Annotated in this window: 22 protein-coding genes and 1 pseudogene; 8 read left to right on the top strand and 15 right to left on the bottom strand. The window is 75.1% G+C overall.

From position 1 onward, the window contains the following. Position 1 precedes the first annotated feature (1 nt). From ACWD4P_RS22015 to ACWD4P_RS21995, 5 genes and pseudogenes are all read right to left on the bottom strand, one after another. Positions 2 to 301, bottom strand: a pseudogene (locus ACWD4P_RS22015) (BlaI/MecI/CopY family transcriptional regulator); the annotation flags it as partial. A 45-nt stretch (positions 302 to 346) separates the two neighbouring features. Continuing rightward, positions 347 to 925 (bottom strand): CGNR zinc finger domain-containing protein, encoded by a 579-nt coding sequence (locus tag ACWD4P_RS22010; protein WP_449780709.1) that lies wholly within the window; start codon positions 923 to 925, stop codon positions 347 to 349. Continuing rightward, positions 922 to 2,676: an ABC-F family ATP-binding cassette domain-containing protein gene (locus ACWD4P_RS22005; RefSeq protein ID WP_449780708.1), complete on the bottom strand. Its 1,755-nt coding sequence runs from the start codon at positions 2,674 to 2,676 to the stop codon at positions 922 to 924. Before ACWD4P_RS22005 ends, ACWD4P_RS22010 begins: the two co-directional genes overlap by 4 nt. A 71-nt stretch (positions 2,677 to 2,747) precedes the next feature. Next, entirely contained in the window at positions 2,748 to 4,382 is a 1,635-nt protein-coding gene (gene abc-f, locus ACWD4P_RS22000; protein ID WP_449780707.1) for a ribosomal protection-like ABC-F family protein, read from the bottom strand. A gap of 405 nt (positions 4,383 to 4,787) precedes the next feature. Continuing rightward, the gene (locus tag ACWD4P_RS21995; protein WP_449780706.1) at positions 4,788 to 5,147 is read right to left on the bottom strand and encodes a hypothetical protein; all 360 of its coding nucleotides are present in this window, start codon (positions 5,145 to 5,147) and stop codon (positions 4,788 to 4,790) included. A gap of 269 nt (positions 5,148 to 5,416) precedes the next feature. Between ACWD4P_RS21995 and ACWD4P_RS21990 the strand changes: the two genes are divergently transcribed. Both ACWD4P_RS21990 and ACWD4P_RS21985 read left to right on the top strand, forming a co-directional pair. Next, positions 5,417 to 5,611, top strand: a complete 195-nt coding sequence (locus tag ACWD4P_RS21990; protein ID WP_449780705.1) for a hypothetical protein — start codon at positions 5,417 to 5,419, stop codon at positions 5,609 to 5,611. A 325-nt stretch (positions 5,612 to 5,936) separates the two neighbouring features. Continuing rightward, positions 5,937 to 6,878 (top strand): MFS transporter, encoded by a 942-nt coding sequence (locus ACWD4P_RS21985; protein WP_449780704.1) that lies wholly within the window; start codon positions 5,937 to 5,939, stop codon positions 6,876 to 6,878. A gap of 41 nt (positions 6,879 to 6,919) precedes the next feature. Here the strand turns inward: ACWD4P_RS21985 and ACWD4P_RS21980 are convergent, their stop codons facing one another. The 4 genes from ACWD4P_RS21980 to ACWD4P_RS21965 form a co-directional block, all read right to left on the bottom strand. Further along, positions 6,920 to 7,477 (bottom strand): hypothetical protein, encoded by a 558-nt coding sequence (locus ACWD4P_RS21980; protein ID WP_449780703.1) that lies wholly within the window; start codon positions 7,475 to 7,477, stop codon positions 6,920 to 6,922. Between the two features lie 154 nt (positions 7,478 to 7,631). Then, positions 7,632 to 8,915 (bottom strand): MFS transporter, encoded by a 1,284-nt coding sequence (locus ACWD4P_RS21975; protein WP_449780702.1) that lies wholly within the window; start codon positions 8,913 to 8,915, stop codon positions 7,632 to 7,634. 210 nt (positions 8,916 to 9,125) lie between these two features. Then, the gene (locus ACWD4P_RS21970) at positions 9,126 to 9,860 is read right to left on the bottom strand and encodes a TSUP family transporter (RefSeq protein ID WP_449780701.1); all 735 of its coding nucleotides are present in this window, start codon (positions 9,858 to 9,860) and stop codon (positions 9,126 to 9,128) included. Between the two features lie 171 nt (positions 9,861 to 10,031). After that, positions 10,032 to 11,384: a right-handed parallel beta-helix repeat-containing protein gene (locus ACWD4P_RS21965; protein ID WP_359822210.1), complete on the bottom strand. Its 1,353-nt coding sequence runs from the start codon at positions 11,382 to 11,384 to the stop codon at positions 10,032 to 10,034. Between the two features lie 40 nt (positions 11,385 to 11,424). Here ACWD4P_RS21965 and ACWD4P_RS21960 point away from each other — a divergent pair, with 40 nt between their 5' ends. Next, entirely contained in the window at positions 11,425 to 12,642 is a 1,218-nt protein-coding gene (locus ACWD4P_RS21960) for a Dyp-type peroxidase (protein WP_449780700.1), read from the top strand. A 119-nt stretch (positions 12,643 to 12,761) separates the two neighbouring features. Then, complete coding sequence (locus ACWD4P_RS21955; RefSeq protein ID WP_449780733.1) at positions 12,762 to 13,514, top strand: phosphotransferase enzyme family protein; 753 nt, start codon at positions 12,762 to 12,764, stop codon at positions 13,512 to 13,514. Positions 13,515 to 13,590: 76 nt separating this feature from the next. Here the strand turns inward: ACWD4P_RS21955 and ACWD4P_RS21950 are convergent, their stop codons facing one another. Together ACWD4P_RS21950 and ACWD4P_RS21945 are read right to left on the bottom strand one after the other, a co-directional pair. Next, positions 13,591 to 14,874: a cytochrome P450 gene (locus tag ACWD4P_RS21950; RefSeq protein ID WP_449780699.1), complete on the bottom strand. Its 1,284-nt coding sequence runs from the start codon at positions 14,872 to 14,874 to the stop codon at positions 13,591 to 13,593. A gap of 102 nt (positions 14,875 to 14,976) precedes the next feature. Then, the gene (locus tag ACWD4P_RS21945; RefSeq protein ID WP_449780698.1) at positions 14,977 to 15,615 is read right to left on the bottom strand and encodes a TetR/AcrR family transcriptional regulator; all 639 of its coding nucleotides are present in this window, start codon (positions 15,613 to 15,615) and stop codon (positions 14,977 to 14,979) included. A gap of 88 nt (positions 15,616 to 15,703) precedes the next feature. Between ACWD4P_RS21945 and ACWD4P_RS21940 the strand changes: the two genes are divergently transcribed. Beyond that, on the top strand, positions 15,704 to 16,099 hold the full coding sequence (locus ACWD4P_RS21940; RefSeq protein ID WP_359822220.1) for a DUF4345 domain-containing protein: 396 nt from the start codon (positions 15,704 to 15,706) through the stop codon (positions 16,097 to 16,099). Positions 16,100 to 16,308: 209 nt separating this feature from the next. After that, a complete protein-coding gene (locus tag ACWD4P_RS21935; RefSeq protein WP_449780697.1) occupies positions 16,309 to 16,851 on the top strand; it encodes an MOSC domain-containing protein in 543 nt (180 codons plus the stop codon). 100 nt (positions 16,852 to 16,951) lie between these two features. On the opposite strand, the gene ACWD4P_RS21930 is transcribed toward ACWD4P_RS21935, so the two are convergent. The 3 genes from ACWD4P_RS21930 to ACWD4P_RS21920 form a co-directional block, all read right to left on the bottom strand. Then, the gene (locus ACWD4P_RS21930; RefSeq protein ID WP_449780696.1) at positions 16,952 to 17,251 is read right to left on the bottom strand and encodes a hypothetical protein; all 300 of its coding nucleotides are present in this window, start codon (positions 17,249 to 17,251) and stop codon (positions 16,952 to 16,954) included. 131 nt (positions 17,252 to 17,382) lie between these two features. Continuing rightward, positions 17,383 to 17,664: a metal-sensitive transcriptional regulator gene (locus ACWD4P_RS21925; protein ID WP_449780695.1), complete on the bottom strand. Its 282-nt coding sequence runs from the start codon at positions 17,662 to 17,664 to the stop codon at positions 17,383 to 17,385. A 122-nt stretch (positions 17,665 to 17,786) separates the two neighbouring features. Next, positions 17,787 to 18,107, bottom strand: coding sequence for a heavy-metal-associated domain-containing protein (locus ACWD4P_RS21920; protein WP_359822229.1), 321 nt, complete (start codon positions 18,105 to 18,107; stop codon positions 17,787 to 17,789). 233 nt (positions 18,108 to 18,340) lie between these two features. Between ACWD4P_RS21920 and metF the strand changes: the two genes are divergently transcribed. Then, complete coding sequence (metF, locus tag ACWD4P_RS21915) at positions 18,341 to 19,249, top strand: methylenetetrahydrofolate reductase [NAD(P)H] (protein ID WP_449780694.1); 909 nt, start codon at positions 18,341 to 18,343, stop codon at positions 19,247 to 19,249. A 204-nt stretch (positions 19,250 to 19,453) separates the two neighbouring features. Here the strand turns inward: metF and ACWD4P_RS21910 are convergent, their stop codons facing one another. Beyond that, positions 19,454 to 21,067: a serine protease gene (locus ACWD4P_RS21910; RefSeq protein WP_449780693.1), complete on the bottom strand. Its 1,614-nt coding sequence runs from the start codon at positions 21,065 to 21,067 to the stop codon at positions 19,454 to 19,456. A 117-nt stretch (positions 21,068 to 21,184) separates the two neighbouring features. On the opposite strand from ACWD4P_RS21910, the gene ACWD4P_RS21905 reads away from it, so the two are divergent. Further along, positions 21,185 to 21,586 (top strand): RNA polymerase sigma factor, encoded by a 402-nt coding sequence (locus ACWD4P_RS21905; protein ID WP_449780692.1) that lies wholly within the window; start codon positions 21,185 to 21,187, stop codon positions 21,584 to 21,586. Positions 21,587 to 21,628: the final 42 nt, after the last annotated feature.

The following is a 21,628-nucleotide window of genomic DNA, read 5'->3' as shown; positions in this document are numbered from 1 at the left end:
GTCAGCCGTCGCCACCCGGTGCGGTCGGGCCCGGCCGCACCGGGGTGTACATGGCGGAGCGCTGCTCCTTGTGGCGCCGGACGCGGCCCTTGGCGACGAGCGACTCCAGGGTGTTCCGCACCACCGGGGGCGTCGGGTTGCGCTTCGGGTGCTCGGCCAGGAGCTCGTCCCGCAGTTCCTTCGCCGGGCACGGTGCGTCGTGCCGGCCCAGCAGTTCCGCGAGCAGGCCACCGAGCAGGGGCCGGGGCGAAGTCCCCTTCGCGCCGGCCTCCGTCGTGTGCGCACGGGTCGTACGGGCCGGCGCCGTCCGCGCGTTTGTCGTCCGGGCCACAGGGCCGCCGGGTCGTCAGGCCGACGGGTCAGTGGGCGCGCTCGCGGCGGACGGCGACTTCTTCCGTGCGCGGTAGGCGGCGGCCTTGATCTTGTTGCCGCAGGACTCCATGCCGCACCACTGGCGGCGCATGCCCCGGGAGCGGTCGACGTAGATCCGGGTGCACTCCGGGTTGCCGCACTCCTTCAGCAGCGGGACGTCCGGTCCGCTGAGGAGCTCGACCGCCAGGCGCGCGACGGTCGCCAGTGCCTGCCCGGGCGTCGCCTCGTTGTGCCGCCCGGCCGTGGTGAGCTGCGGGGTCACGGGCGGCTTGCGCGCGGCGGCGTTGAGCACGGCGAGCGCCTCGCGGTCGAACGCCTCGCCGAGCCGGCGGTCGGTGACGAGCCGGTAGATCGCCTCGCGGGCGGTCGTCGCCTCGCGGACGTCGCGCTCGCCACCGGGCGTGATCGTGTCCACCAGGCCGCTGTCCAGGTACCAGGCGTTCAACCGCTCGGGCGTCACGAACATCTCGAACCGGACCGTGCGCCGCGCACGGAGCGTAGCCGCGAAGTCCAGGGCGGGGTGCCCGCAGACGAAGACATGGTCGAGGTTCACATCACCATGCTGGCAGGTGACTGTGCGGAGGGGCAATGACGCGTGGTCCCGACCGGCTCGAGCCGCAGCTCCCGGCCCTGCCAGCGCCGGCGCAGCCAGCGGTCGTGACTCGCGAGGACGATCGCGCCGGGACCGGTGCCGAGGGCCTCCTCCAGTTCGTCGCACAGCCGGGGGGAGAGGTGGTTGGTGGGTTCGTCGAGCAGCAGCAGCCGGGGCGGGTCGGCCACCAGCAGCGCGAGGGCGAGCCGCCGGCGCTGCCCGACGGACAGCCGGCCGACCGGCCGCTCCAGGTCCGCCGGGTGCAGCAGGCCGAGCGACCCGAGCGGCACCTCCTCGGCCCGGGCCGCGCCCAGGGCCAGCCGGTAGGTGTCGCGGACGGTGCGGTCGGGCCGGTCGAACACGGTGTCCTGGGTGAGCAGCCCCACCGTCAGTCCGGGGCGCCGGCGCACCGTGCCCTCGGCGGCGAGCCGCCCGGCGAGCACCGCGAGCAGCGTGGACTTGCCCGTTCCGTTGCCGCCGGTCACCAGCAGCCGGTCGGCCGCCGCCACCTCCAGGCCGGTCGGCGCGAGCCGGCCGGGCACCCGGACGTCCCGGAGCGACACCAGCGGCCGCTGGTCCGCGCCGCACTCCTCGGCCGGAGCACCGCGTTCCTCGGCCGGAGCGCCGGACTCCGCCGCCGGGCCGACGCTCCCCGCGGCCGGCACCCCGTCCGCGGCCAGGGCGGTGACGGCGAACCGCAGCGGCCGCGGCGGTTCGGGCACCTGCGCGCGCTCCAGCTCCGCCAGCCGCCGGGCCGCGTCGCGCACCCTCCGGGAGACCTGGCTCTGCACCCGCCCCGCCCGGTGGCCGTAGCCCATCTTCTCGTTGTCGCGCGGCCCCCGGTCCGGTGCGACCAGGTGTGCCGTCACCCCGGCCGAGTGGCGCAGCCGCGCCAGCTCCTGCTGCTCCTCGGCGTACCGCCGCTCCCAGCGTTCCCGCTCGGCGCGCTGCTCGCCGAGGTAGGCGCTGTAGCCGCCGCCGTAGCGGACCGGCCCGTCCACCGCCGGGTCGAGGTCGACCAGATGGGTGCAGACGGCGTCGAGGAACGCCCGGTCGTGGGCGGCGACGACCACGGTGCCGGGCAGTTCGCGGATCCGTTCCTCCAGGAAGGCGGCGGCCTCGTCGTCGAGGTGGTTGGTCGGCTCGTCGAGCAGCAGCGCGGACGGCCGCCGGACGAGCAGGGCGGCCAGGGCCAGCCGGCCGCGCTGCCCGCCGGACAGCGAGCCGAGCGCGCGGTCGTGCCCGAGCGCGCCGAGGCCCAGCCCGTCCAGGACCAGGGCGGCGCGGCGGTCGGCGTCCCAGGACTCCCGGTCCTGGGCCTGCTCCAGCCGCCTGCCGTAGGCCTCCAGCAGTTCCGGGTGCCCGGGGGCGGACTCCGGGACGCGGGCGAGCTCCGCGCCGAGCCGGTCCAGCTCGGCGAGGTCCGCGCGGGCCTCGCGCAGCGCGTCGTCCAGGACGGAGGCGACGGTCGCGCCCGCCTCGAAGGGCATCTCCTGGTGCAGGAAGCCGAGGTCGGCGGGGCGCGAGACGCTTCCGGTGTCGGGTTCGTCGACGCCGGCGAGCACCCGCAGCAGGGTGGACTTGCCGGCGCCGTTCTCCCCGATCAGGCCGATCCGGTGGCCGGGGGCGGCGGTCAGGTGGACACCGTCGAGGACGCGCCGGCCGCCGAGGTTGCGGACGACGTCATGGGCGAGCAGGGCGTGCTGGAGCACGGTGGAGGACCTTCCGGGGTGGGAGAGGGGGGCGGCCCGCCGGGCGCGGGCCGCTTGCGCGCGGCGGCGGCTCACACCGCGGGCGCTCCCGTCTCCTTCAGCGTGCCGTCGGCCAGCCGGAGCCAGCGGTTCACCCCGATCTCGGCGAGGAAGCGCTCGTCGTGACTGACCACCAGGAAGGCGCCCTGGTAGGAGTTCAGGGCGCTCTCCAGCTGGCCCGCGCTGACCAGGTCGAGGTTGTTGGTCGGTTCGTCCAGCAGCAGCAGGTGCGGGGCGGGCTCCGCGCACAGCACGCAGGCCAGGGTGGCGCGCAGCCGTTCGCCGCCGGAGAGCACCCCGACCGGCAGGTGGGCCCTGGCGCCGCGGAACAGGAAGCGGGCGAGCAGGTTCATCCGCTCCGTCTCGGGCCGCTCGGGGGCGAACGCGGCGAAGTTCTCGGCCACGGTGCGGTCGAGGTCCAGCAGGTCCAGGCGCTGCGACAGGTAGGCGATCCGCCCGTCGTTGCGCTTGATCTCCCCGCTGTCCGGAGCGAGTTCGCCGGTGACCAGCTTGAGCAGGGTGCTCTTCCCGGCGCCGTTGGGCCCGGTCAGGGCGATCCGCTCGGGGCCGCGGACGCTCAGGTCGACCCCGCCCTCGGCGAACACCGGCCGGTCGCCGTGGCGGACCTGGAGGCCCTCGCCGAGGAAGAGGTTGCGCCCGGCGGGGACCTGGGTGTCGGGCAGGTCCAGGGAGAGCCGCTGCTCCTCGCGCAGGGCGCGTCCGGCCTCGTCGAGCCGGGCCTTGGCCTCGCTGACCCGGGTCGCGTGCATCTGACCGGCCCGGCCGGCGGACTCCTGGGCACCGCGCTTCATGTTCCCGGCGAAGATCCGGGGCAGCCCGGCGCTCTTGAGGTTGCGGGCGGCGTTGCTCTGGCGGCGCTCGGCGCGTTCGCGGGCCTGCTGCATCTCCCGCTTCTCCCGCTTCAGCTCCTGCTCGGCGTTGCGGACGTTCTTCTCGGCGACCTCCTGCTCGGCCTGGACGGCCTCCTCGTAGGCGGTGAAGTTTCCGCCGTAGAAGCGCAGTTCGCCGTTTCCGAGTTCGGCGATGTGCTGCATCCGGTCGAGCAGCGCGCGGTCGTGGCTGACCAGCAGCAGGCAGCCGTTGAAGTCCGCCAGCACGTCGTAGAGCTTGTGTCGGGCCGGGGTGTCGAGGTTGTTGGTCGGTTCGTCGAGCAGCAGGACGTCGGGGCGCTTGAGCAGTTGGGCGGCGAGGCCGAGGGAGACGATCTGGCCGCCGCTGAGCGTGGCCAGGCCGCGGTCCAGGGTGAGGTCGGTCAGGCCGAGGCGGTCGAGCTGGGCGCGGGTGCGCTCCTCGATGTCCCAGTCGTCGCCGATGGTGGTGAAGTGCCGCTCGTCGACGTCCCCGGACTCCACGGCGTCGATGGCCCGGATGACGTCGGCGACGTCGAGCACCTCGGCGACGGTGAGGTCGGAGGTCAGGGGCAGGCTCTGACGCAGGTGGCCGAGCCTGCCGGTGACCGTCACCGAGCCGGTGGCGGGCTTGAGTTCACCGGCGATCAGCTTGAGCAGGGTGCTCTTGCCGGCGCCGTTGGGGGCGACCAGGCCGGTGCGTCCGGCGGGCACGGTGAAGGACAGGTCGTGGAAGACCGGGGTGTCGTCGGGCCAGGCGAAGGAGAGGTTGGAGCAGACGACGGAGGCGTCGGACATGGGGGTGACCTCGAAGGGGATGAGGGCAGGAAGGTGGACCTCTGCCCTGGGCAGACGTGCGGAAAGTGGGTACGACGAAACGGACCACTCCGGCGGCGGCGCTGCTGAAGCACCGGCCGGTGGCCGTCAGATCCGGATCTCACCCGGAGATGTCGTCGTCACCCGCCACGTCTGCCACTCCTCGATCACACGACTACAGGTCGCGGCCACTGTAGCAGGAGCCACCGGGGCCGGCACCCGGATATGTGTGCCGCCTCCCGGCGGGCGCGTCGGCAACTGCCCTGCGTCGCAGCCTCTTTCCTCTGGGCCTGGGCCGCCCCCGGCCCCTGCGGCCGTCGGGAAGCCGGACGGCACCCGTTGTCCGCGAGGGTGCGACACCCCGAGGGGTGTCGCACCGGGGTGTCGCTACGCCGGGACCACGCGGTAACTCAGGGCCGGCAGCGGGAGGTTGGACTGGGCGAGTGAGCCGCTGGCCCAGGGGTGGTCGCCGGTGCAGCCGGCGCCGGGGTACAGCACCACGGAGGCGGCGCCGTTGGCGACCTGTACGGAGCGGGCCGGTGTCGACAGTGTGTGGCAGGTGCCGAGGTCGGCGAGGTCGACGACGGTCGCCGGGCCCCGTCCGTCGACGGCCGGGTAGAGGCGTGCACCCGGCTCCAGGGGCGGCCAGCCGGCGGCATCGGCCGCCCCGGCGCCGAGGGTGATCAGGGCCGCGGTCATGGCGGCGGTCACGGCTGCGCCGCGGAGTCCGGCCTTGGGCGTGAACATGGCAACCCACCTTCCGGTGTGCGGGGGAACTGCTGGGGATCCGGCCCGTGGCTCGCGGGCCGAGTCCGGGTCGGGAGTGGATCCTTGCATCTTCAACAATGGGTGAGGGAGGGCGGAATCGGCCAAACGCGTGCGAGTCGGGACCGGGCGCGTGGGTCGGGCGCCGGGTTTCGTCACCTCCTTGACGGGTGATGAACCGAGCTGCACCCTGAGATCGGTCCCCGGCGCCGCGTGGGCGCCGTCCGTGAACGCCGATCAGGGGAGTGGCCATGAGCGAGCAGTCCGCGGGCGATCCCGCCGCCGAGGCGCGGCGGGCGCGCTTCGGCGTCCTGCCCGAGCGCATCCGCTTCGAGTCCATGACCGAAGGGGCGGCGAGCGGCCCGGGCAGTGCCGCGAACGCGGCGTACGACCCCGAGGGCGCCTGGAGGTTCTACAACTGCCTGGCCGTCGACCTGGCGCTGTGAGTCCGCCCCGGGGTGTCCCGTGCCGACCGGGGCGTGGCACCCGAGGAGGGGTGCCGGACCGGCGGGGGGAGCGATCCGGCGCCCCTCTCGGAGGCGGGGGGCGCGGCCTTGCCGCACCACCTGGACGGGTCGGCCGGTACGCACCGTCACGGCGGGTCCCGATCTGTCGATCCGTCAGCAATGACGCTACAGGGGATTTCTTGATCTGTCCATGAGGAGTTCGTGGTGCGGACGCACGCCCCTGTCCCGCACCCGGGAGTGACCGGCAGGGCGCCCGCTAGCATCACCCCGTGTTCCTCTCCCGCCCCTCGCCGTGGCGGCCGGTGTGCTCGCACCACCCCTCGGTCCGGTCACCCGGGCGCGGTGGAGCGCCCTGCTGCCCGACCCCGAACCGCGCCGGCGGGCCTACAGTCTGGACACCGTCGCCGAGGAACTCCTGTACGTCACCGGCCCGTTGCTGGCCGGCCTGATCGCGGCGGGGACCGGCCGGCCGGCGCTCGGGCTGGTGCTGGGCGCCGCCCTCGTCCTCACCGGCAGCCTCGCCCTGGCCGCCGCGGTGCGCGGCGAGCCGGCCCCGGCCCGGCCGGACTCCGCGGCGGCGCAGGACCGTTCGCGCCCCTGGCGGCTGCTCGCCCGGACCCGTCAGCCACTCGCGGCCGCCGCCGGGGCGGGCGCCGGACTCGGTGCGTTCGGCCTGCTGGCGGTGGTGTTCGCCCAGCGGCACGGGCAGGCGGCCGGGGTCGCCTGGGTGGAGGCGGCGCTCGCGGCCGGGAGCGCGACCGGCGGTCTCGTCCTCGGAGCCCTCGACTGGCGGGCCCCGGCCCGGGTCCGGCTCGCCGTGCTCACCGGGGCCCTCGGCGGGGCGCTGGCCCTGACCGCCCTCGCCCCGACCCTCCCGCTCCTGGCGGCCGCGGCCGCCCTGGCCGGGCTGACGGTGGCCCCGACCCTCACCACCGCCTACCTGTTCACCGACGAGCTCGCCGGCCCCGACCGGCGCACCCGGGCCGGCGCGTGGGTCAACGCGGCCTTCAACGGGGGCGGTTCGGCCGGCACCGCGCTGGCCGGCCTGCTCGCCGACCGGCTGCCGCTCTCCCTCTGCCTCGCCCTCGCCGCCGCCCCGGCGCTGGCGGCCCTCGCGGTGGCCCGCGCCGGGTCCGCCACGGCGACCGGCGCCACCGCGGGAGCCGGGGCCGTCACCGGAGCTGAGCTGGTCACCGGAGCCGGGTCGGCTGCCGGGGCCGGGAGCACCGCCCGTACGGAGGTCTGAGCCCGGGCCGCCGTCCCGTGCGGCCGCGTGGCCCGGGCGGGTCACGCGCCGCCGGTGATGACCCCCCGCACACCGTCCGCGACGGCCTTGCTGGTCCGCCACCGCCGCAGGAAGCGGTCCTCCCGCAGCCGCTCGACGACCGAGGCCAGCCAGGCGTCGTCGCCGAGGCGTTCGACCTGGCCGAGGCTGACGATGCTCCCCAGGAGCTGGTGCAGCAGCGTGATCTCGGGCGCCGGGTACCACCGGTCGTGGTGGACGAACCGGGGGCTCCACAGGTCGTAGGGGTGCCGGACCATGGCGCGCAGGCAGGAGCCGTGGGTGCCGATCGCGGGCTGGTAGTAGTGGCCGGCGAGGAGCCCGCCGATGGGTGTGCTGAGGAACCGGCCGCTGGTGACGCCGAGTTCCAGGCTCATCAGGCGGTGCCACGGCACCGGGAACGGCTCCTGCCCGGCGACGCGGTGCTCGAACCCCTCGGGGAGGACGGCCAGGTACGCCTTGCTCTCGTGGTCGCCGATGAACCAGTCGCCCCCGATCCGCACCAACGGGCCGAGGCCCAGGGGGAGTCCGGTGGGCGGCAGGTCGGCGTCGGTCGTGGTCACGCGGTCTGCGGTGGCGGGGCGGTCGGTGTTCACGGCTCTCCTCGGGGCGTGCGGCAGTGCTCGCCGACCAGTCTTCCCGGCCCGCCTCGCGGTCACCCCACCGGCAGGCCGGGGGCGTTGAGCGGGAGCGGGGAAACCGCCCGGGCGGGGGACCTTACTCCGCGTCCGGGGCGGCGGCGTCCGAGGCGGCGGCGTCCGGGGCGGACTCCAGCGCGGTCATCCGGGGGAGCAGGAGCAGCACCGCGACCAGCAGGGCGAGCAGCAGGCCTCCGCCGAGGAGCAGCGGGGTGCGGATGCCGGCGACGGAGGCGATCCAGCCGCTGAGGGCGGCGCCGGCCATGATGCCGAGTCGGGTCAGCAGCATGTAGCAGCTGTTGACCCGGCCGAGCAGCTCCTTCGGCACGGCCTGCTGGCGCAGCGACACCGCCTGGATGTTCCAGGTGACGATGCCGAAGCCGACCACGCCGTACAGCGCGGCCACCTCGGCCACCGAGGTGCTCAGGCCCATGAGGATCAGCGAGACGCCCATCAGCAGGAAGGAGAGGGCGATCCGGGGGCCCCGGCAGAGCAGTCGGCTGAGCCGGCCGGCCAGGGTGCTGGCGGCGGTGCCGCCGACGGCGCCGACGGCGAGCACGATGCCGTAGGAGGCGGCGGGGGCGTGGATGACCCGGGTGACCATCAGGACCATCATGGTGGTGCCCATGAAGCAGGCCAGCGCGCCCAGGGTGGAGAGCACGGCGAGCATCCGCACGTCGCGGTGGCGGAGCAGCCAGTCGACGCCCTCGCGGATCTCGGTGAGCACCGGGCGGCGGTCGGCCCGGGTGCGCGGGGCGGTGGAGCGGCCGGTGGCGGCGACCAGGACGGCGGCGAGCGCGAAGGACACGCCGTCCACCGCGAAGGGGGAGGCGACGGCCACGGCGAAGAGCGCCGAGCCGAGCAGCGGGCCGACCAGGTTCCCGCCGACCAGCATGTTGGCCTGCATCCGGCCGTTGGCGGCGTCGAGCTGGTCGGGGCGGACCAGTTCGGGGACGGCCGAGGTGGCGGCGTTGGAGAACACCGTCTCGCCGCAGCCGAGCACGAAGGCCAGCGCGGCGAGCGCGACCAGCGGCGGGTCGGCGAGGAAGACCCAGCAGGCGAAGGCCAGGACGACGACGGCGCGGCCGCCGTCGATCGTCCACATCAGTCGCCGCCGGTCGGCCCGGTCGGCCAGCACCCCGCCGTACAGGGACATCAGCAGGAAGGGCAGCGAGGCGGCGACGGAGACCACGGAGACCGCGCTGGGCGAGTCGGAGACGGCCACCGCCAGCAGCGGCAGGGCGGAGTCCCGCATGCCGTCGCCGACCGAGGAGATCGCCGACGCGGACCACAGCAGATTGAACTTCCGTCCCAGTTGGGGACGGCTTTTGGACGGCTTCGCGGCCAGGTCAGCTGAGGTCACCGACGCAGTATGTCATGTCCGCGGAGGAACGCTCGGGCGGATTCCGAACTGCCCGCGGTGCCCCGAACTGTCCGTGTCGGCAAGGGTGTCGGGCTCGTCCGGAGGTGTCCGGAGTGTCCGGTCGGCCTCGGTCGGCCCGGCCGGCCCGGTGGGGTGTCCGGGCGGCGGGGCGCCCGGACGCGCCCCGCCACCCCGCCGTACCGGGAGCGCTCAGCCGAGCCCGACGGCGCCCTTGGCGAGGGTGGTCAGCCCGCCCGCCAGGGCCAGGCCCAGCACCACCGACCGGGCACGGCGCTCCGGCACCCGGTCGGCGAGCAGCCGGCCGACCGCCGCGCCGCCCACCAGTGCCGCGGCCACCAGCCACCACGCCGTCCCGGACAGCGTCGGCAGCCCCTTGCCGGCCAGCGAGAAGGCGTTCACCACCACGCCGTAGAACTGCGCGTTGGGCAGGAACTCCCGGGCCGTCCAGCCGGTGTTGACGGCGTACAGGGAGACGGCCGGGCCGCCCACCCCGGCGGCCGCGTTCATGAAACCGCTGGTGGCACCCGCGACCAGGGCTCCGCCCGCCCCGCGCAGTGCGGCCGCCCGCACCCCGCGCAGCACCAGGAGGGCTGCCAGGCTGACCAGCGCGCCGATCCCGACGAGCAGCCCGGGTGTCGGAACCGTCGCCGCGACCCAGGCCCCGGCCGGCACCGTGCAGCCGGCGGCGAGGATCAGCGGCAGCATCGCCGTCATCCGGACCTGCCGCCAACTGCCCAGCAGACCTACGGCGCTGATCACGCCGGCGGCGAGGTTGGACAGCGTGACGCCGTCGCCCGGGCCGAGCAGCAGCACCAGGACGGGTGCCGCGACCAGGGCGAAGCCGATGCCGGCGAGCCGTTGGACGGAGGCGCCCAGCAGGACGGTGCAGCCCAGGACGAGGTCGGTGGTCCAGCCGTCGGGCATCGGGTGCGGCCTCCTCTCGGTGCCGGACGGCCGATCGCCCGGACGTCCGACGATCCCACCGGTCCTTCCAGTCCGTCGCGTTGACCTCCTCGGCTCCCCGGCGCCGCCGCCCCCGCAGGCGGCGCCGGTCGGCACAGGTCGGCGCGGATCGGCGCGGATCGGGGTCGGGGGTCAGTGCTTCGGCACGGCGTCCGCGGACTCGGGCAGCGGGTAGGCCCCGGGGTCGACCGGGCCCGGGAGGTCCGTGGCCGGGCGGCCGGGCACGCTCGGGTCCGGCAGCGAGGGCTGCGCGGGCGGGGCGGGAACCTGGCTGAACGGGATCCCGGGCGGAGCCTGGACCGGGCTGCTGCGGCCGAAGGGCGGGGCGGTGCGGCCCTGGGCGGCGCACGCCGCCAGCGTCTCCAGGCCGTCCGGGCTCTGGACGGCCGGCTGGTTGCCGGTGAAGCAGTTGCCCGGGTCGGCGGAGGCCAGTACGAGGTCGGTGCCGTTGCCGGTCGCCCGGTTGCCCTCGATCCGGTTGCCGCTCGCCGGGTGCCCGGGCGGGTCGGTGACGATGACGCCGGCCGCCCGGTTGCCCTGGACCAGGTTGCGCTGCACCTGGTTGGCCGTGCCGCCGCCGATCCCGATCCCGATGCCGTAGGCGCCGTCGGCCTGCTGGGGGGTGTCGCCGGCGTTGTTGTCGGTGACGGCGTTGCCCACGATCACCGCGCCGTGCTGCGGGGCGAGGGCTTCGAGGTCGTTGGAGTTGACGGTGACCCCGACCCGGTTGCCGTGGACCCGGTTGCCGACCACGGTGAGCCCGTCCGAGGCGTTGGTGATCTCGATGCCGACGGCGTTGCGTTCGACGGTGTTGCCCCGCACCAGGGTGTCGCAGGGCTTGCACTGGCCGACGTAGATGCCGGAGTCGGCGCCCCCGGAGGCGTACGAGTCCTCGATGACGCCGCCGCGGGCGTCGAAGGCGTAGATGCCGTACAGGCCGTTGTTGTACGCGGTGACGCTGCTGGCGCGGAAGCCCTGGAGGACCGGGAAGCGGACGGTGTCCAGCGGGTTGTAGGCCGAACCGCCGGCGCCGTGCTGCTGGAGCTTCTCGTCGGTGACGCCGGTGAACAGCACGCCGTTGGCCAGGTAGCCGTGGACGGTGAGGTTCTCCACCACCGACCCGGGGCCGGAGGCCGTGATGCCGTTGACCAGCTTCAGCCCGCCGTCCAGGACCACGGTGTTGCGGTCGGTGCCGCGCAGCACGATGTTCGGCCTGGTGAGGCGCACGCTCTCCCGGTAGGTGCCCGGGTCGACCAGTACGGTGTCCCCCTCGCGGGCCACGTCCACGGCCTGCTGGATGGTCGGGAAGTGCTGCGGGACCCGGACGACCGTGCCCTCCGGGTGCTTGGCGTCGGAGGAGGACGAGCCGCCCGAGGAGCAGCCGGAGAGGGCCAGGGCCGCGGCGGCGAGCAGGGCGGGCAGACGCCTGGCGATGCGGCTCCCCGGCGAGGGCGTCGCGCCGGAGCGCACGTGACGTGTGGTCAAAAGTTGCATACGGCGTGTTCTATCGTCTCCAATGTCGCCCATGCATGCCGAAACCGGAAAGGCGCAGGACCGGCCACCGACCGCCCGGGGCGGCGGGGTGGCCCGCAGGGCTCTGATCACGGGCGGGGCGGTGGTCGCCGCCGGGCTCGGCGCCGGGGTCACGGCCCTGGCCGTGGGCGGCCCCGACGCCGGGCAGCGCCACGGCCGGGCGGCGGCGCCGGAACCGCCGTCCGTGCCCTTCCACGGCGAACGGCAGGCCGGGGTGACGGTCGCGCAGCAGCCCGCCACCCAGCTGCTGGCCCTGGACCTGGCGCCCGCCGCGGCCTCGGACGGCCGGGCCGCCCTGCGCGGCCTGCTCGGCGAGTTGACCCGGGTGCTGGCCGGTGCGGCCGGCGCCGACCCGGCGGACGCGCGGCTGCGGGACGGCCAACCGGCCCGGCTCAGCAGCCTGGTGGGCGTCGGGCCCGGCCTCGCCGCCCGACTGGGGCTGAACGTCCCGCCGGCCCTGCTGGCCGGGCTGCCCGACTTCGCCAGGGACCGGCTCGACCCGGCGCGCGGCGGCGGCGACCTGGTGATCCAGCTGTGCGCGGCGGACCGCTGGCCGCTGTCCGTGGTCGCCGAACAGGTGGACGCGGCGGCCCGGGCGGCGGGCGCGGCGGTCCGGTGGACGCAGTCCGGCTTCCTGGCCCGGACCGCCGGGGGCGCCACGCCCCGCAACCTGTTCGGCTTCAAGGACGGCACGGCGAACCCGGACGGGGAGCAGAGCGCGCAGTGGGTCTGGGGCCCGCCGGGCCCGTACGAGCACGGGACGGTGCTGGTCTACCGCCGGATCCGGATGGACACCGCCGCCTTCGCCGCCCTCCCCGAGGAGCGCCGCGAGCAGGTGATGGGCCGTCGGGCCGGGGACGGCGCCCCGCTCACCGGCACGGCGGAGCACGACGAGCCGGACATCTACACCAAGAACCCGGACGGCTCGTACGTCCTCCCGGCCACCGCGCACGTCCGCCTCTCCAGCCCCCGGCTGGACGGCGGCGCCCGGATGCTGCGCCGGGGCTACAACTACGACGACGGCCCGGGCGACCGCGGCCTGCTGTTCTGCGCCTTCATGCGCGACCCGGCGCAGTTCACCCGGGTCCAGGAGCGGCTGGCCGCCCGCGATTCCCTCAACGCCTTCATCGAGCACACGGCGTCGGCGGTGGCCTACGTCCTGCCGGGCGCGCCGGAGGGCGGGACGCTGGGGGAGGGGTTGTTCGGATGAGCCGGGCGGAGGAGGAGCCGTCGTCCGCCGGGGAGCAGCCGGTGCCCGGTGGTGAACGGCCGGTGCCCGATGGGGAGCAGCCGGTGCCCGATGGTGAACAGCCTTTGTCCGGCGGGAACATGAACGCCGGCGTGGTCCGCGTCGGGGACACCGTGCGCCGCCCGGCCGGGCCGTGGACACCGGCGGTGCACGCGCTGCTGGAGCACCTGCACGCGGTGGGGTTCCGGGGGGCGCCGCGCCCGCTCGGCCTCGACGGGCAGGGGCGCGAGGTACTGACCTACCAGCCGGGTCTGGTGGTCTGGCCCGACCACTTCGGCCTGCTGGACCCGGCCGGGCGGCTGGCCCGGGTCGCCCGCCTGATCCGCGAGTTCCACGACGCCGTACGGGACTTCACGCCCCCGCCGGACGCCCACTGGCAGGTGCTGATGCCGCCCGACGGCGTCGCCGACACCATCGCCCACAACGACCTGGCCCCGTGGAACCTCGTGGTCGGCGCCGAGCACCAGTGGTCCTTCATCGACTGGGACACGGCGGCCCCCGGCACCCGGCTCTGGGACCTCGCGTACGCGCTGCACGGGTTCCTGCCGCTGTCGGCGCAGCCGGACTTCCGGCTCCCCGACGCCGACGCGGCCGCCCGGCTGCGGGTGTTCGTCGACGCCTACGGGCTGGACGAGGACGAACGGCGCGCCCTGGTAGCCCTGTTGGGGCCGCGGACCCGGGCCATGCACGACTTCCTGCGGGATCGGGCGGGCCGCGGGGTCCAGCCCTGGGCGAGGCTCTGGGCGGAGGGGCACGGGGAGGTCTGGCGCGGCGACGCCGAGTACATCGAGCGGCGCCGGGAGCGGTGGCTCGGCGCCCTGCTCGACGGCTGAGGCCGGGCAGGGCACCGGACGGCGTGGCGCCGGACGGCCGGGCGGCGGACGGCGCGCCGGGTGGCCGGCGGGGCGGTTACCAGTCCACCGGGAGGCGGGCCGGGCTGCGGGTGGTGCCGCCGAGCTGCCAGGCGAGCTCCGCGACCGGGGCGGTGAGGCGCAGGCCCGGCAGGGCGGTGGCGAGGCGGCGCAGGGACTCGCGCATCTCCAGCCGGACCCGCCACGCGCCGATGCAGTAGTGCGGGCCGGAGCTGAAGGCGAGGGTCGGGGCGGGGAGCGCGAGGCCGAGGTCGGTGTCGAGGCCCTCGGGGTAGACGGCCGGGTCGCGGTTGGCGCTGCCGAGGCTGACGGCGACGACCGAGCCGGCCGGGACGGTGACGCCGCCGACCTCGATCGGCGCGGTGGTGCGGCGGATGGTGGCCTCGTCGTCGCCGAGCGGGATGTAGTGCAGCAGGCGTTCGGCGGTGCGCTCGGCGGTGCCCGGGTCGGCGAGGAGCGGCCAGTGCTCGGGGCGTTCGCCGAGCACGTAGACGAGGGCGTTGGCGAGCGCACCGGCGACGCTCTCGTTGCCGCTGGCGGTGAGCCCGGCGACCAGGAAGACGAGGGCCTCCTCGGGGACGCCGCCGTCCTGGTCGGCGGCCCGGACCAGGTGGCTGACCAGGTCGTCGCCGGGTTCGCGGCGCCGGCGGGCGACCAACTCGGCCATGAAGGCGCCGAATTCGGCGAGGATTTCGGCCTGGGCGGCGTCCGGACCGGTGGCTTGGGCGGGGGCCCGGCCGGTGGCTTGGGCGGGTGCCCGGCCGGTGGTCCGTTCCGCGGTTGCCTCCGCCGGCTGTTCCCCGCCCTGGGCGAGCAGGGCGAGGGTCCAGCGGTGCAGCCGCTCCTCGTCGAGGCGGTCCGGCCCGTCCCCGTCGAGGCCCATCAGCCGGGTGGTGACGGCGAACGGCACCGGCCGGGCGAACGCCTCGACGAGGTCGGCCGGCGGGCCGGCGGCGACCAGCCGGTCCACCGACTGCTGGACGGCGGCGGCGACCCACGGCTGCCAGCCGGCGATGGCGCGCGGGGTGAAGGCCCGCTGGACGGTGCCGCGCAGTCGGCGGTGGGCGGGGCCGTCCTGGTTGAACAGGGACGCCGGGTTGGCGGCGACGTCGGCGGTGGTGCCCGCGGTGCCGACGTCATGCAGGTCGGCCCGGGTGACCCGGGGGTCGCCGAGGACCTGCCGGACGTCGTGGTAGCGGGTGATCAGCCACGCGGGGGTGCCGTCCGGGAGGGTGGTGGGGTGGGGCGGCTGGGCGGGTGTGGTGGGGAGCCGGTGGAGTGGGGGGAGAGCGGTCCGGGTGTCGGCTGTCGCGGAGTCCATGGGTCCCTTCGCTGGGTCGGAGGTCCGGCGGATCGAGGGGAGTCAGAGCATCCAATTGTCGTATATTCATAGGGGATTGGAGGCTTATAGTGCTTCTCCCCGTTACGCCCCGATGGTATGCCCTCGGCGCCCCCAATCGGGTGCCGGATCCGCGGGCAGCAGCGGCCGGAGCGCGCCCAGCACGGCGCCGATGCAGGCGTCCCGCAGCTCGGTGCGGGTGCAGGTCTCCTCGGTCAGCCAGTCGACGACCAGCACCCGGACGAACACCAGCCAGCTGCGCAGGACTTGGGACACCGCCCGGCGCGCCCGCTCGTCCGCGAGGGGGAGGACGCCGAGCAGCCGCTCCCGCAGGGCGTCCAGCTCCTCGGTCAGGATGGTCTGGATCACCTCGTCCCCGGCCAGCACCCGGTTGGCCGCGAGCACGGCGTGCCGGTTGGCGACGAAGTAGTCCAGGTGGGCGTCCATGCCCTCGACCAGCTGCTCGACCAGGGTGTCGGCCGGGTCGAACCGGCTCCTGGCAAGCAGGTCGTCGGCGGCCTCCCGGTAGACCTCGGCGAAGAGTTCGCGCTTGCTCGCGAAGTGCCGGTAGAGCAGCGCCCGGGAGACCCCGGCCCGCTCGGCCACCTCCTCCATCAGCACCTCCTCGTACGGCCGGGCGGCGAACAGCCGGGCGCCGACGGAGAGCAGCTGGGCGCGTCGCTCGGCGGGGGAGAGCCGCCGGCGTCGTTCGTGGACTGGCATGCGGGCCAGGTTACTTGACACGCGTCTACTTGTCGGCGCTAGCTTGGTAGACACGTGTCAACCGGACTCCGGAACGGGTGGGTGGGTCATGGCCAGGGCCTTACGGGTGCTCGCGTGGACGATGGGGATCGCCTGCGTGGCGATCGGATTCCTCCACATCCTGCTGGGGAACGCCGCGATGCCCGGGATCGCGGACGCCGGCCCGACGGTCGGCAGCTTCGGCCGCTTCATGGGCGCGGTCTTCGCCGGGTACGGGGCGGCCTGGATCTCGGCAGCGCGGCAGAGGCCGGTGCCCGCCCGTACGGTGCGGTGGCTGGCGGCGCTCCTCCTGCTGGGAGGCCTCGCGCGGGTGCTGTCGATCGTGGTGGACGGCCGGCCGCACTGGTTCCAGCTGGTGCTGATGGGCATCGAACTCGGGCTCGCGCCGGTCTACTTGTGGCTCGCCGGCGCGGACGAGCGGGCGCCCGCGCGGCAGCCGGCCTGACACCCGCCCGGCTCGGCGGCGGCGCCGCCGGCCCAACCGCGCCGCCCTGGTCATCGCCACCCTCGGCCGCGGTGCCCCGGACTTCCGGTACCGCCGCTCCGGCGGGCCCTCTCGGAGGGCCCGCCGTGAAAGTGGCAGGTGGCGACGGCCGGGAGGGCGGCTATGCTCCCGGGTGGATCGAACGTACGTCCGCGAGGAGGCCCTTGACCATGAACGGCACCGTGGTGGCGGTCAGCAGCAACGCCGAGTACTCGTTCACCAAGCCGAACCGGGACGCCATCACCCTGCTCGCCGGGCTGGGCGTCGAGGGCGACGTGCACGCCGGGGTGACGGTCAGGCACCGATCCCGGGTCGCCCAGGACCCGACCGTGCCCAACCTGCGCCAGGTCCACCTGATCCACCGCGAACTGCTCACCGAGCTCGACGAGTCCGGCTTCGACGTGGCGCCGGGGGCTCTCGGCGAGAACATCACCACCGAGGGCGTCGACCTGCTCGGCCTGCCGGTCGGCGCGGTGCTGCGGATCGGTCCCGAGGCCGAGGTCGAGATCACGGGCCTGCGCAACCCGTGCGCCCAGATCGAGGCCTATCGGCCGGGCCTGCTCAAGCGGGTCGTCGGCCGGGCCGAGGACGGCACGATCGTGCGCCGGGCCGGCGTCATGGGTGTCGTCCGTACGGGAGGCCCGGTCAGGCCGGGCGACACCATCGCCGTCGAGCTGCCGGCGGGCCCGCACCGGCCCCTCGACCGGGTCTGAGGCGTCGGCGCGTCGGGGAGCCGGCGCGTCGGGGAGCCGGCGCGGTGAGGAGTCGGCGCCTTGGGGCATCGGCGCCTTGGGGCATCGGGGCGTCGGGGCGTCAGAGGGGTCGGGAGGTCTCCCCGTCGACGCGGCGCAGGTCGTAGAGGTACGACCTGCCCGCCTTCCAGCTGCGCCACGGCCCGGTCGGCGGGAGCTCCCGGTGCCGGTCCTCGCCCAGCAGTGGGCCGGAGTTGGGCACCCCCTCGGCGTCGACCACGCACCAGCCGCGCTCCGGCCCCCACCGGCACCAGAGGTCCAGGTCCCGCCGTCTGAACGAGGGCCGGCCGTTGTGGGTGCCGTCCGGGTCGAAGCGGTAGACCAGGCCGTCCAGGCGGCGGACGAACTCGATCGACGGCACGGCTGATCCCCGGTCTCCCGACTCGACTGCCCGGCGCGGTCGGTGGCCGTCGAGCATACCCCCACCCGGTAGGTCGGCGCCCCGTGCGCGGCGGTGCCGCGGGGCTCGCCCCGTCGCCGTGACGCCGCCGGTCAGGACCTGACGAGGCGGGCGATGGCCTGGTTGGCCTCGCGGACCTTGGTGCTCGCCTCCTGGCCGCCCTCGGCGATGGCGTCCCGGACGCAGCATTCGATGTGCTGCTCCAGGAGTCGGAGGGCGAAGGACTGGAGCGCGCGGCTGGCGGCGGAGACCTGGGTGAGGACGTCGATGCAGTAGGTGTCCTGTTCGACCATGCGCTGGAGGCCGCGGATCTGGCCCTCGATGCGGCGGAGCCGCTTGAGGAAGTCGTCCTTGTGGGAGCTGTAGCTGACCATGGCCGTCTCCGGTTCCTGTGCGGTGAGGCGTGCGCTCACTGTACCGGCGGGCGGGTCGGGCGGAGTCGGCTCGTACGGGCGGGTGGTGGTCCGACCGCACGAGCCGACTCCGGGGGGAGGGGTCAGCCCTCGACGCGGCCGACCAGCTCGTAGCCGGCCTCGTCGACGGCGGCGGCCACGTCGGAGTCGGCGAGCGGCCGGGTGCTGCCGACGGTGACGTTGCCGGTGGTGAGGTCCACGGCGACCTCCTCGACGCCGTCGAGCTTCGTCAGCTCGGCGGTCACCGAGCCGACGCAGTGGCCGCAGGTCATGCCCTTCACCTGGAACACCGAGGTCAGCGTGGATCCGGCGGCCGGGGCCGCACCGGCGTCGGTGCCGCACGAGCCGCAGCAGGAGGAGGTCTCGGTGGCGGCGGACTCGACGGTGACGGTGGTCTCGCTCATGGGTGTGCTCCTGTCGTGGGTGCCCGGCGCCGGCCGGACTGTCCGGGCGGCTGCTTCGCTTCTGAACATACCATACCCCCCTAGGGTACCTGCCAGGGTCCGGCGAACTGCCTCCGCGCCGACCGGAGGGCGCCAACACCACGCTGTGACAGTCCTGTTGCGGGTGCCCGGGCAAGGTGGGGGAACTCCCGCGCATCCCCGGACGACCGACACCCACCACCTGAGGTGAACCCATGGACCAGACCACCCTGCGCGCCCCGCGCGGCCTGCGCGAGATCCTCGCGGCCGGCGAGCGGACCTACTCCTTCGAGTTCTTCCCCGCCAAGGACGAGGCCGGTGAACGCGCACTGTGGGCGGCGATCCGCCGGGTGGAGGCGGTCGCGCCGACCTTCGTCTCGGTCACCTACGGCGCCGGCGGCTCCTCCCGCGACCGCACCATCGGGACCACCGAGCTGATCGCCGCGCAGACCACCCTGCGCCCGGTGGCCCACCTGACCGCCGTCGGCCACTCCACCGCCGAACTCCAGGCCGTCCTGCGGCGCTACGCCGACGTCGGCATCCGCGACGTCCTCGCCCTGCGCGGCGACCCGCCGGGCAACCCCAACGGCGCCTGGGAACCGCACCCGCAGGGCCTGCGGTACGCGGCCGAACTGGTTCGACTGGTCAAGGAGTGCGGGGCGTTCACCGTCGGCGTGGCCGCCTTCCCCGAGCGCCACCCGCGCTCGACGGACTGGGACGGCGACATCCGGTACTTCGTCGCCAAGTGCCGGGCCGGCGCGGACTACGCCGTCACCCAGATGTTCTTCGACGTCGAGCACTACCTGCGGCTGCGCGACCGGCTGGCCGCGGCGGGCTGCGACACCCCGGTCATCCCGGAGATCATGCCCGCCACCGACGTGCGCCAGATCGCCCGCTTCGCCGAACTCAGCGGCGCGTCCTTCCCGGCCGCCCTGGCACGGCAGCTGGAAGCGGCCCGCGGGGACCGGGCGGCGGCCCACCGCATCGGCGTCGACCACGCCACCCGGATGGCCGAGCGACTCCTCCAGGAGGGCGCCCCCGGCCTGCACTACATCACCCTCAACCGCTCCACCGCCGCCCTGGAGATCCACCGCAACCTCACCCCGTCCGCCCCCGCCCGCTGACCGCACCCGGAGCGCGGGGTGCCGGGCGGCCTCTCCGAGGTGGTGCCCCCCAGAGGGCCTCGCCGGTCCAGAAGTTGCTCATGTCCGTCCGGTTCGTCGTGTCGGCGACCAGAGCGCACCCCGGTCGCCGACACGACAGCGGGGCCGGCGCCCGCCCCCTCGGTTGGGGGAGAGGCCGGCGCCGGCCCCGGGTGATCGGGGGTGTCAGCGGGTGCGGTAGGCGTCGACGAGGGTCTGGTCGAGGGTGTTGCCGTCGGCGTCGGTCAGCTCCGCGCGCAGGGAGACGGCCGTGCCGGCCGACGGGTTCCGGACGGTCACGGCGCCGTCTTCGAGCGGCAGTCGGGTCCAGGAGGCGCCGTCGTCGGTGGAGGCGGAGACGGTCAGTGAGCGGGTACGGCCGTCGGCGGCGCCCTGGACGGTGACCGGGATCCGGAGGGTGCTTCCGGCCGCCGCCGCGCCGGCCGGGTCGAGGTCGGGGGAGAACCGCACGACGCTCACCGGGAGCGCGGACGGGCCGGAGGTGGTGGCCGAGGAGAAGGTCCAGGAGGCGTTCACCCGTGTGGTCGCGCCGACCGCGGCCTTGCGGGTCACCGTGGTGGCCAGCCGGTAGGAGGCCCGGCCCGGCGGCACGGTGAACTCGCCGCGGCCGGGTTCGCCGGACGTGGCGCCGACGAGTACGCCGTCGCGGTACAGCGAGGTGTAGGCGGTGTCGAACGTCGGGCCCCAGGGCGCGTGGCCGCCGCCGTCGGCGAGCAGTGGGACATCGGCGGTGATCCGGTCGCCCTCGCGCGACACCGCGGGGCGGTCGGTGAGCGCGGGGCCGAAGACCGGGCCGTCGAAGGTCTGGGTGGTCGTGGCCCCGGCCGGGACGGTGACGCGCTCGGCGGAGTAGTGGGTCCGCGTCGCCTCGTCGGCGCCGGGGGCGGTGAAGCCGATGTCCCAGGCGCCGCGCTCGGGTGCGACGAGGAAGGTGACGGTGCCCGGCGTCCTCATGACCCGGGGGGCGCCGGCGGAGGCCCCTTCGCTCGGCACGATGCTGAGCAGACCGACGCCGGCGCTGCCCGGGCCGGCGGCAGCGCGGATGTTCAGGGTGCCCAGTTCCTGCGCGGAGTACTGCCGGGAGAGCCCGGTCAGGGCGCGGGTGCCGGAGAAGGTCCGGCCGAGCAGGTAGCCGCCGCTGTCGGTCGCCCAGGTGGAGTCGAACCACTGCTTGACCGCTCCGGCCTCGGTCTCGGGCCCCAGGTGGCCCACACGCAGGTTGGTCGACCGGTTGCCGATGTTGGCGCTCCTGGTGACGCCCCTGTAGGTGACATCGACGAACATCGAACTCTGCAGGAAGCGCGCACCGTCGTCCGGGGGCCGGACGTCGACGGGGGCGGTGGTCCGCGCGTCGAAGGTGACGGTGGTGTCCCGGTCGAGGTCGAGGCGCGGCTGCACGATCCAGTCCGTCCAGACCGGGCCGTCCGTCCCCGGACCCGTCGTCAGGGTGCTGTCCAGCAGGTACCGGCCCTTGGGCAGCCGTACGGTGGTGACACCGGAGGCGTCCTGCTGCTCCAGGACCTGCTCGACACCGGATGCGAAGATCCCGGCGAGGTGGGTGCGGTAGGCCGCGGCCGGTCGGCCGTCGTGGTCCAGGTGCCTGATGGTGAGGGTGTGCGTCTCCGGCTCGGCGGCGGTGGCCGTGCCGCCGAAGACGGGAGCCGAGGTGCCGACCAGGGCGACGGCGACGGCCAGGGCGCGGAGGGCGTGTCGGCGGGGAACCGCGTGGCGGGAAACGGAACGGCGGAGGACGGGGCGGTGGGCGGGAGTCGTGGTCATGCCCCGTACTGCCCGGGCGGGCACCCGAGTTCCCGTGATCAGGATCACGCCCGCAGTGGCGCGGGCGCTGTGACGCAGGTCACCGGAACCCGGGCGGCGGACCGGGCAGGGCAGAGCGTGGAAGCACTGACGAGAACGCGTCTCCGCCGCGGCGACCCCGATGTCCTGGGCGAGCTGTACGACGAGCACGCCCAGGTGTTGTACCGCTACGCCCTCCGCGTGACGGGCGACTGGGCGGAGGCCGAGGACGTCGTCTCGACGACCTTCCTGGAGGCGTGGCGGGGGCGGGAGGGGCTGCATCCCGACGGCGACGGGCTGCGCCCGTGGCTGCTGGGCATCGCGACCAACGTCATGCGCCGCAACGCGCGCGCCCGGAGGCGCCGTGACCTCGCGCTCGCCCGGCTCCCGGAGCGCGGTTCGGTCCCGGACTTCGCCGACGACCTGGTCGCGCACCTCGCGGACACCGAGCAGCTGCGCGCCGCCCGCCGCGCCCTCGCCCGGCTCCGGCTGCTCCAGTAGTACCAGAACCGGTTGAGGATCAGCAGCGCGATCACCGCCGCC

It is taken from the genome of Kitasatospora sp. NPDC002543, from assembly GCF_053594915.1.
Note: the sequence above shows the minus strand (reverse complement) of the source record. Positions and strands in the feature narration are given on the sequence as shown.

What these genes read in the sequence shown, in the direction of transcription:
- abc-f (WP_449780707.1), bottom strand. Translation starts at nt 4,382, where the DNA reads ATGTCCGACGCCTCCGTCGTCTGCTCCAACCTCTCCTTCGCCTGGCCC.
- ACWD4P_RS21995 (WP_449780706.1), bottom strand. Translation starts at nt 5,147, where the DNA reads ATGTTCACGCCCAAGGCCGGACTCCGCGGCGCAGCCGTGACCGCCGCC.
- ACWD4P_RS21990 (WP_449780705.1), top strand. Translation starts at nt 5,417, where the DNA reads ATGAGCGAGCAGTCCGCGGGCGATCCCGCCGCCGAGGCGCGGCGGGCG.
- ACWD4P_RS21970 (WP_449780701.1), bottom strand. Translation starts at nt 9,860, where the DNA reads ATGCCCGACGGCTGGACCACCGACCTCGTCCTGGGCTGCACCGTCCTG.
- ACWD4P_RS21960 (WP_449780700.1), top strand. Translation starts at nt 11,425, where the DNA reads ATGCATGCCGAAACCGGAAAGGCGCAGGACCGGCCACCGACCGCCCGG.
- ACWD4P_RS21955 (WP_449780733.1), top strand. Translation starts at nt 12,762, where the DNA reads ATGAACGCCGGCGTGGTCCGCGTCGGGGACACCGTGCGCCGCCCGGCC.
- ACWD4P_RS21950 (WP_449780699.1), bottom strand. Translation starts at nt 14,874, where the DNA reads ATGGACTCCGCGACAGCCGACACCCGGACCGCTCTCCCCCCACTCCAC.
- ACWD4P_RS21945 (WP_449780698.1), bottom strand. Translation starts at nt 15,615, where the DNA reads ATGCCAGTCCACGAACGACGCCGGCGGCTCTCCCCCGCCGAGCGACGC.
- ACWD4P_RS21940 (WP_359822220.1), top strand. Translation starts at nt 15,704, where the DNA reads ATGGCCAGGGCCTTACGGGTGCTCGCGTGGACGATGGGGATCGCCTGC.
- ACWD4P_RS21935 (WP_449780697.1), top strand. Translation starts at nt 16,309, where the DNA reads ATGAACGGCACCGTGGTGGCGGTCAGCAGCAACGCCGAGTACTCGTTC.
- ACWD4P_RS21925 (WP_449780695.1), bottom strand. Translation starts at nt 17,664, where the DNA reads ATGGTCAGCTACAGCTCCCACAAGGACGACTTCCTCAAGCGGCTCCGC.
- ACWD4P_RS21920 (WP_359822229.1), bottom strand. Translation starts at nt 18,107, where the DNA reads ATGAGCGAGACCACCGTCACCGTCGAGTCCGCCGCCACCGAGACCTCC.
- metF (WP_449780694.1), top strand. Translation starts at nt 18,341, where the DNA reads ATGGACCAGACCACCCTGCGCGCCCCGCGCGGCCTGCGCGAGATCCTC.
- ACWD4P_RS21910 (WP_449780693.1), bottom strand. Translation starts at nt 21,067, where the DNA reads ATGACCACGACTCCCGCCCACCGCCCCGTCCTCCGCCGTTCCGTTTCC.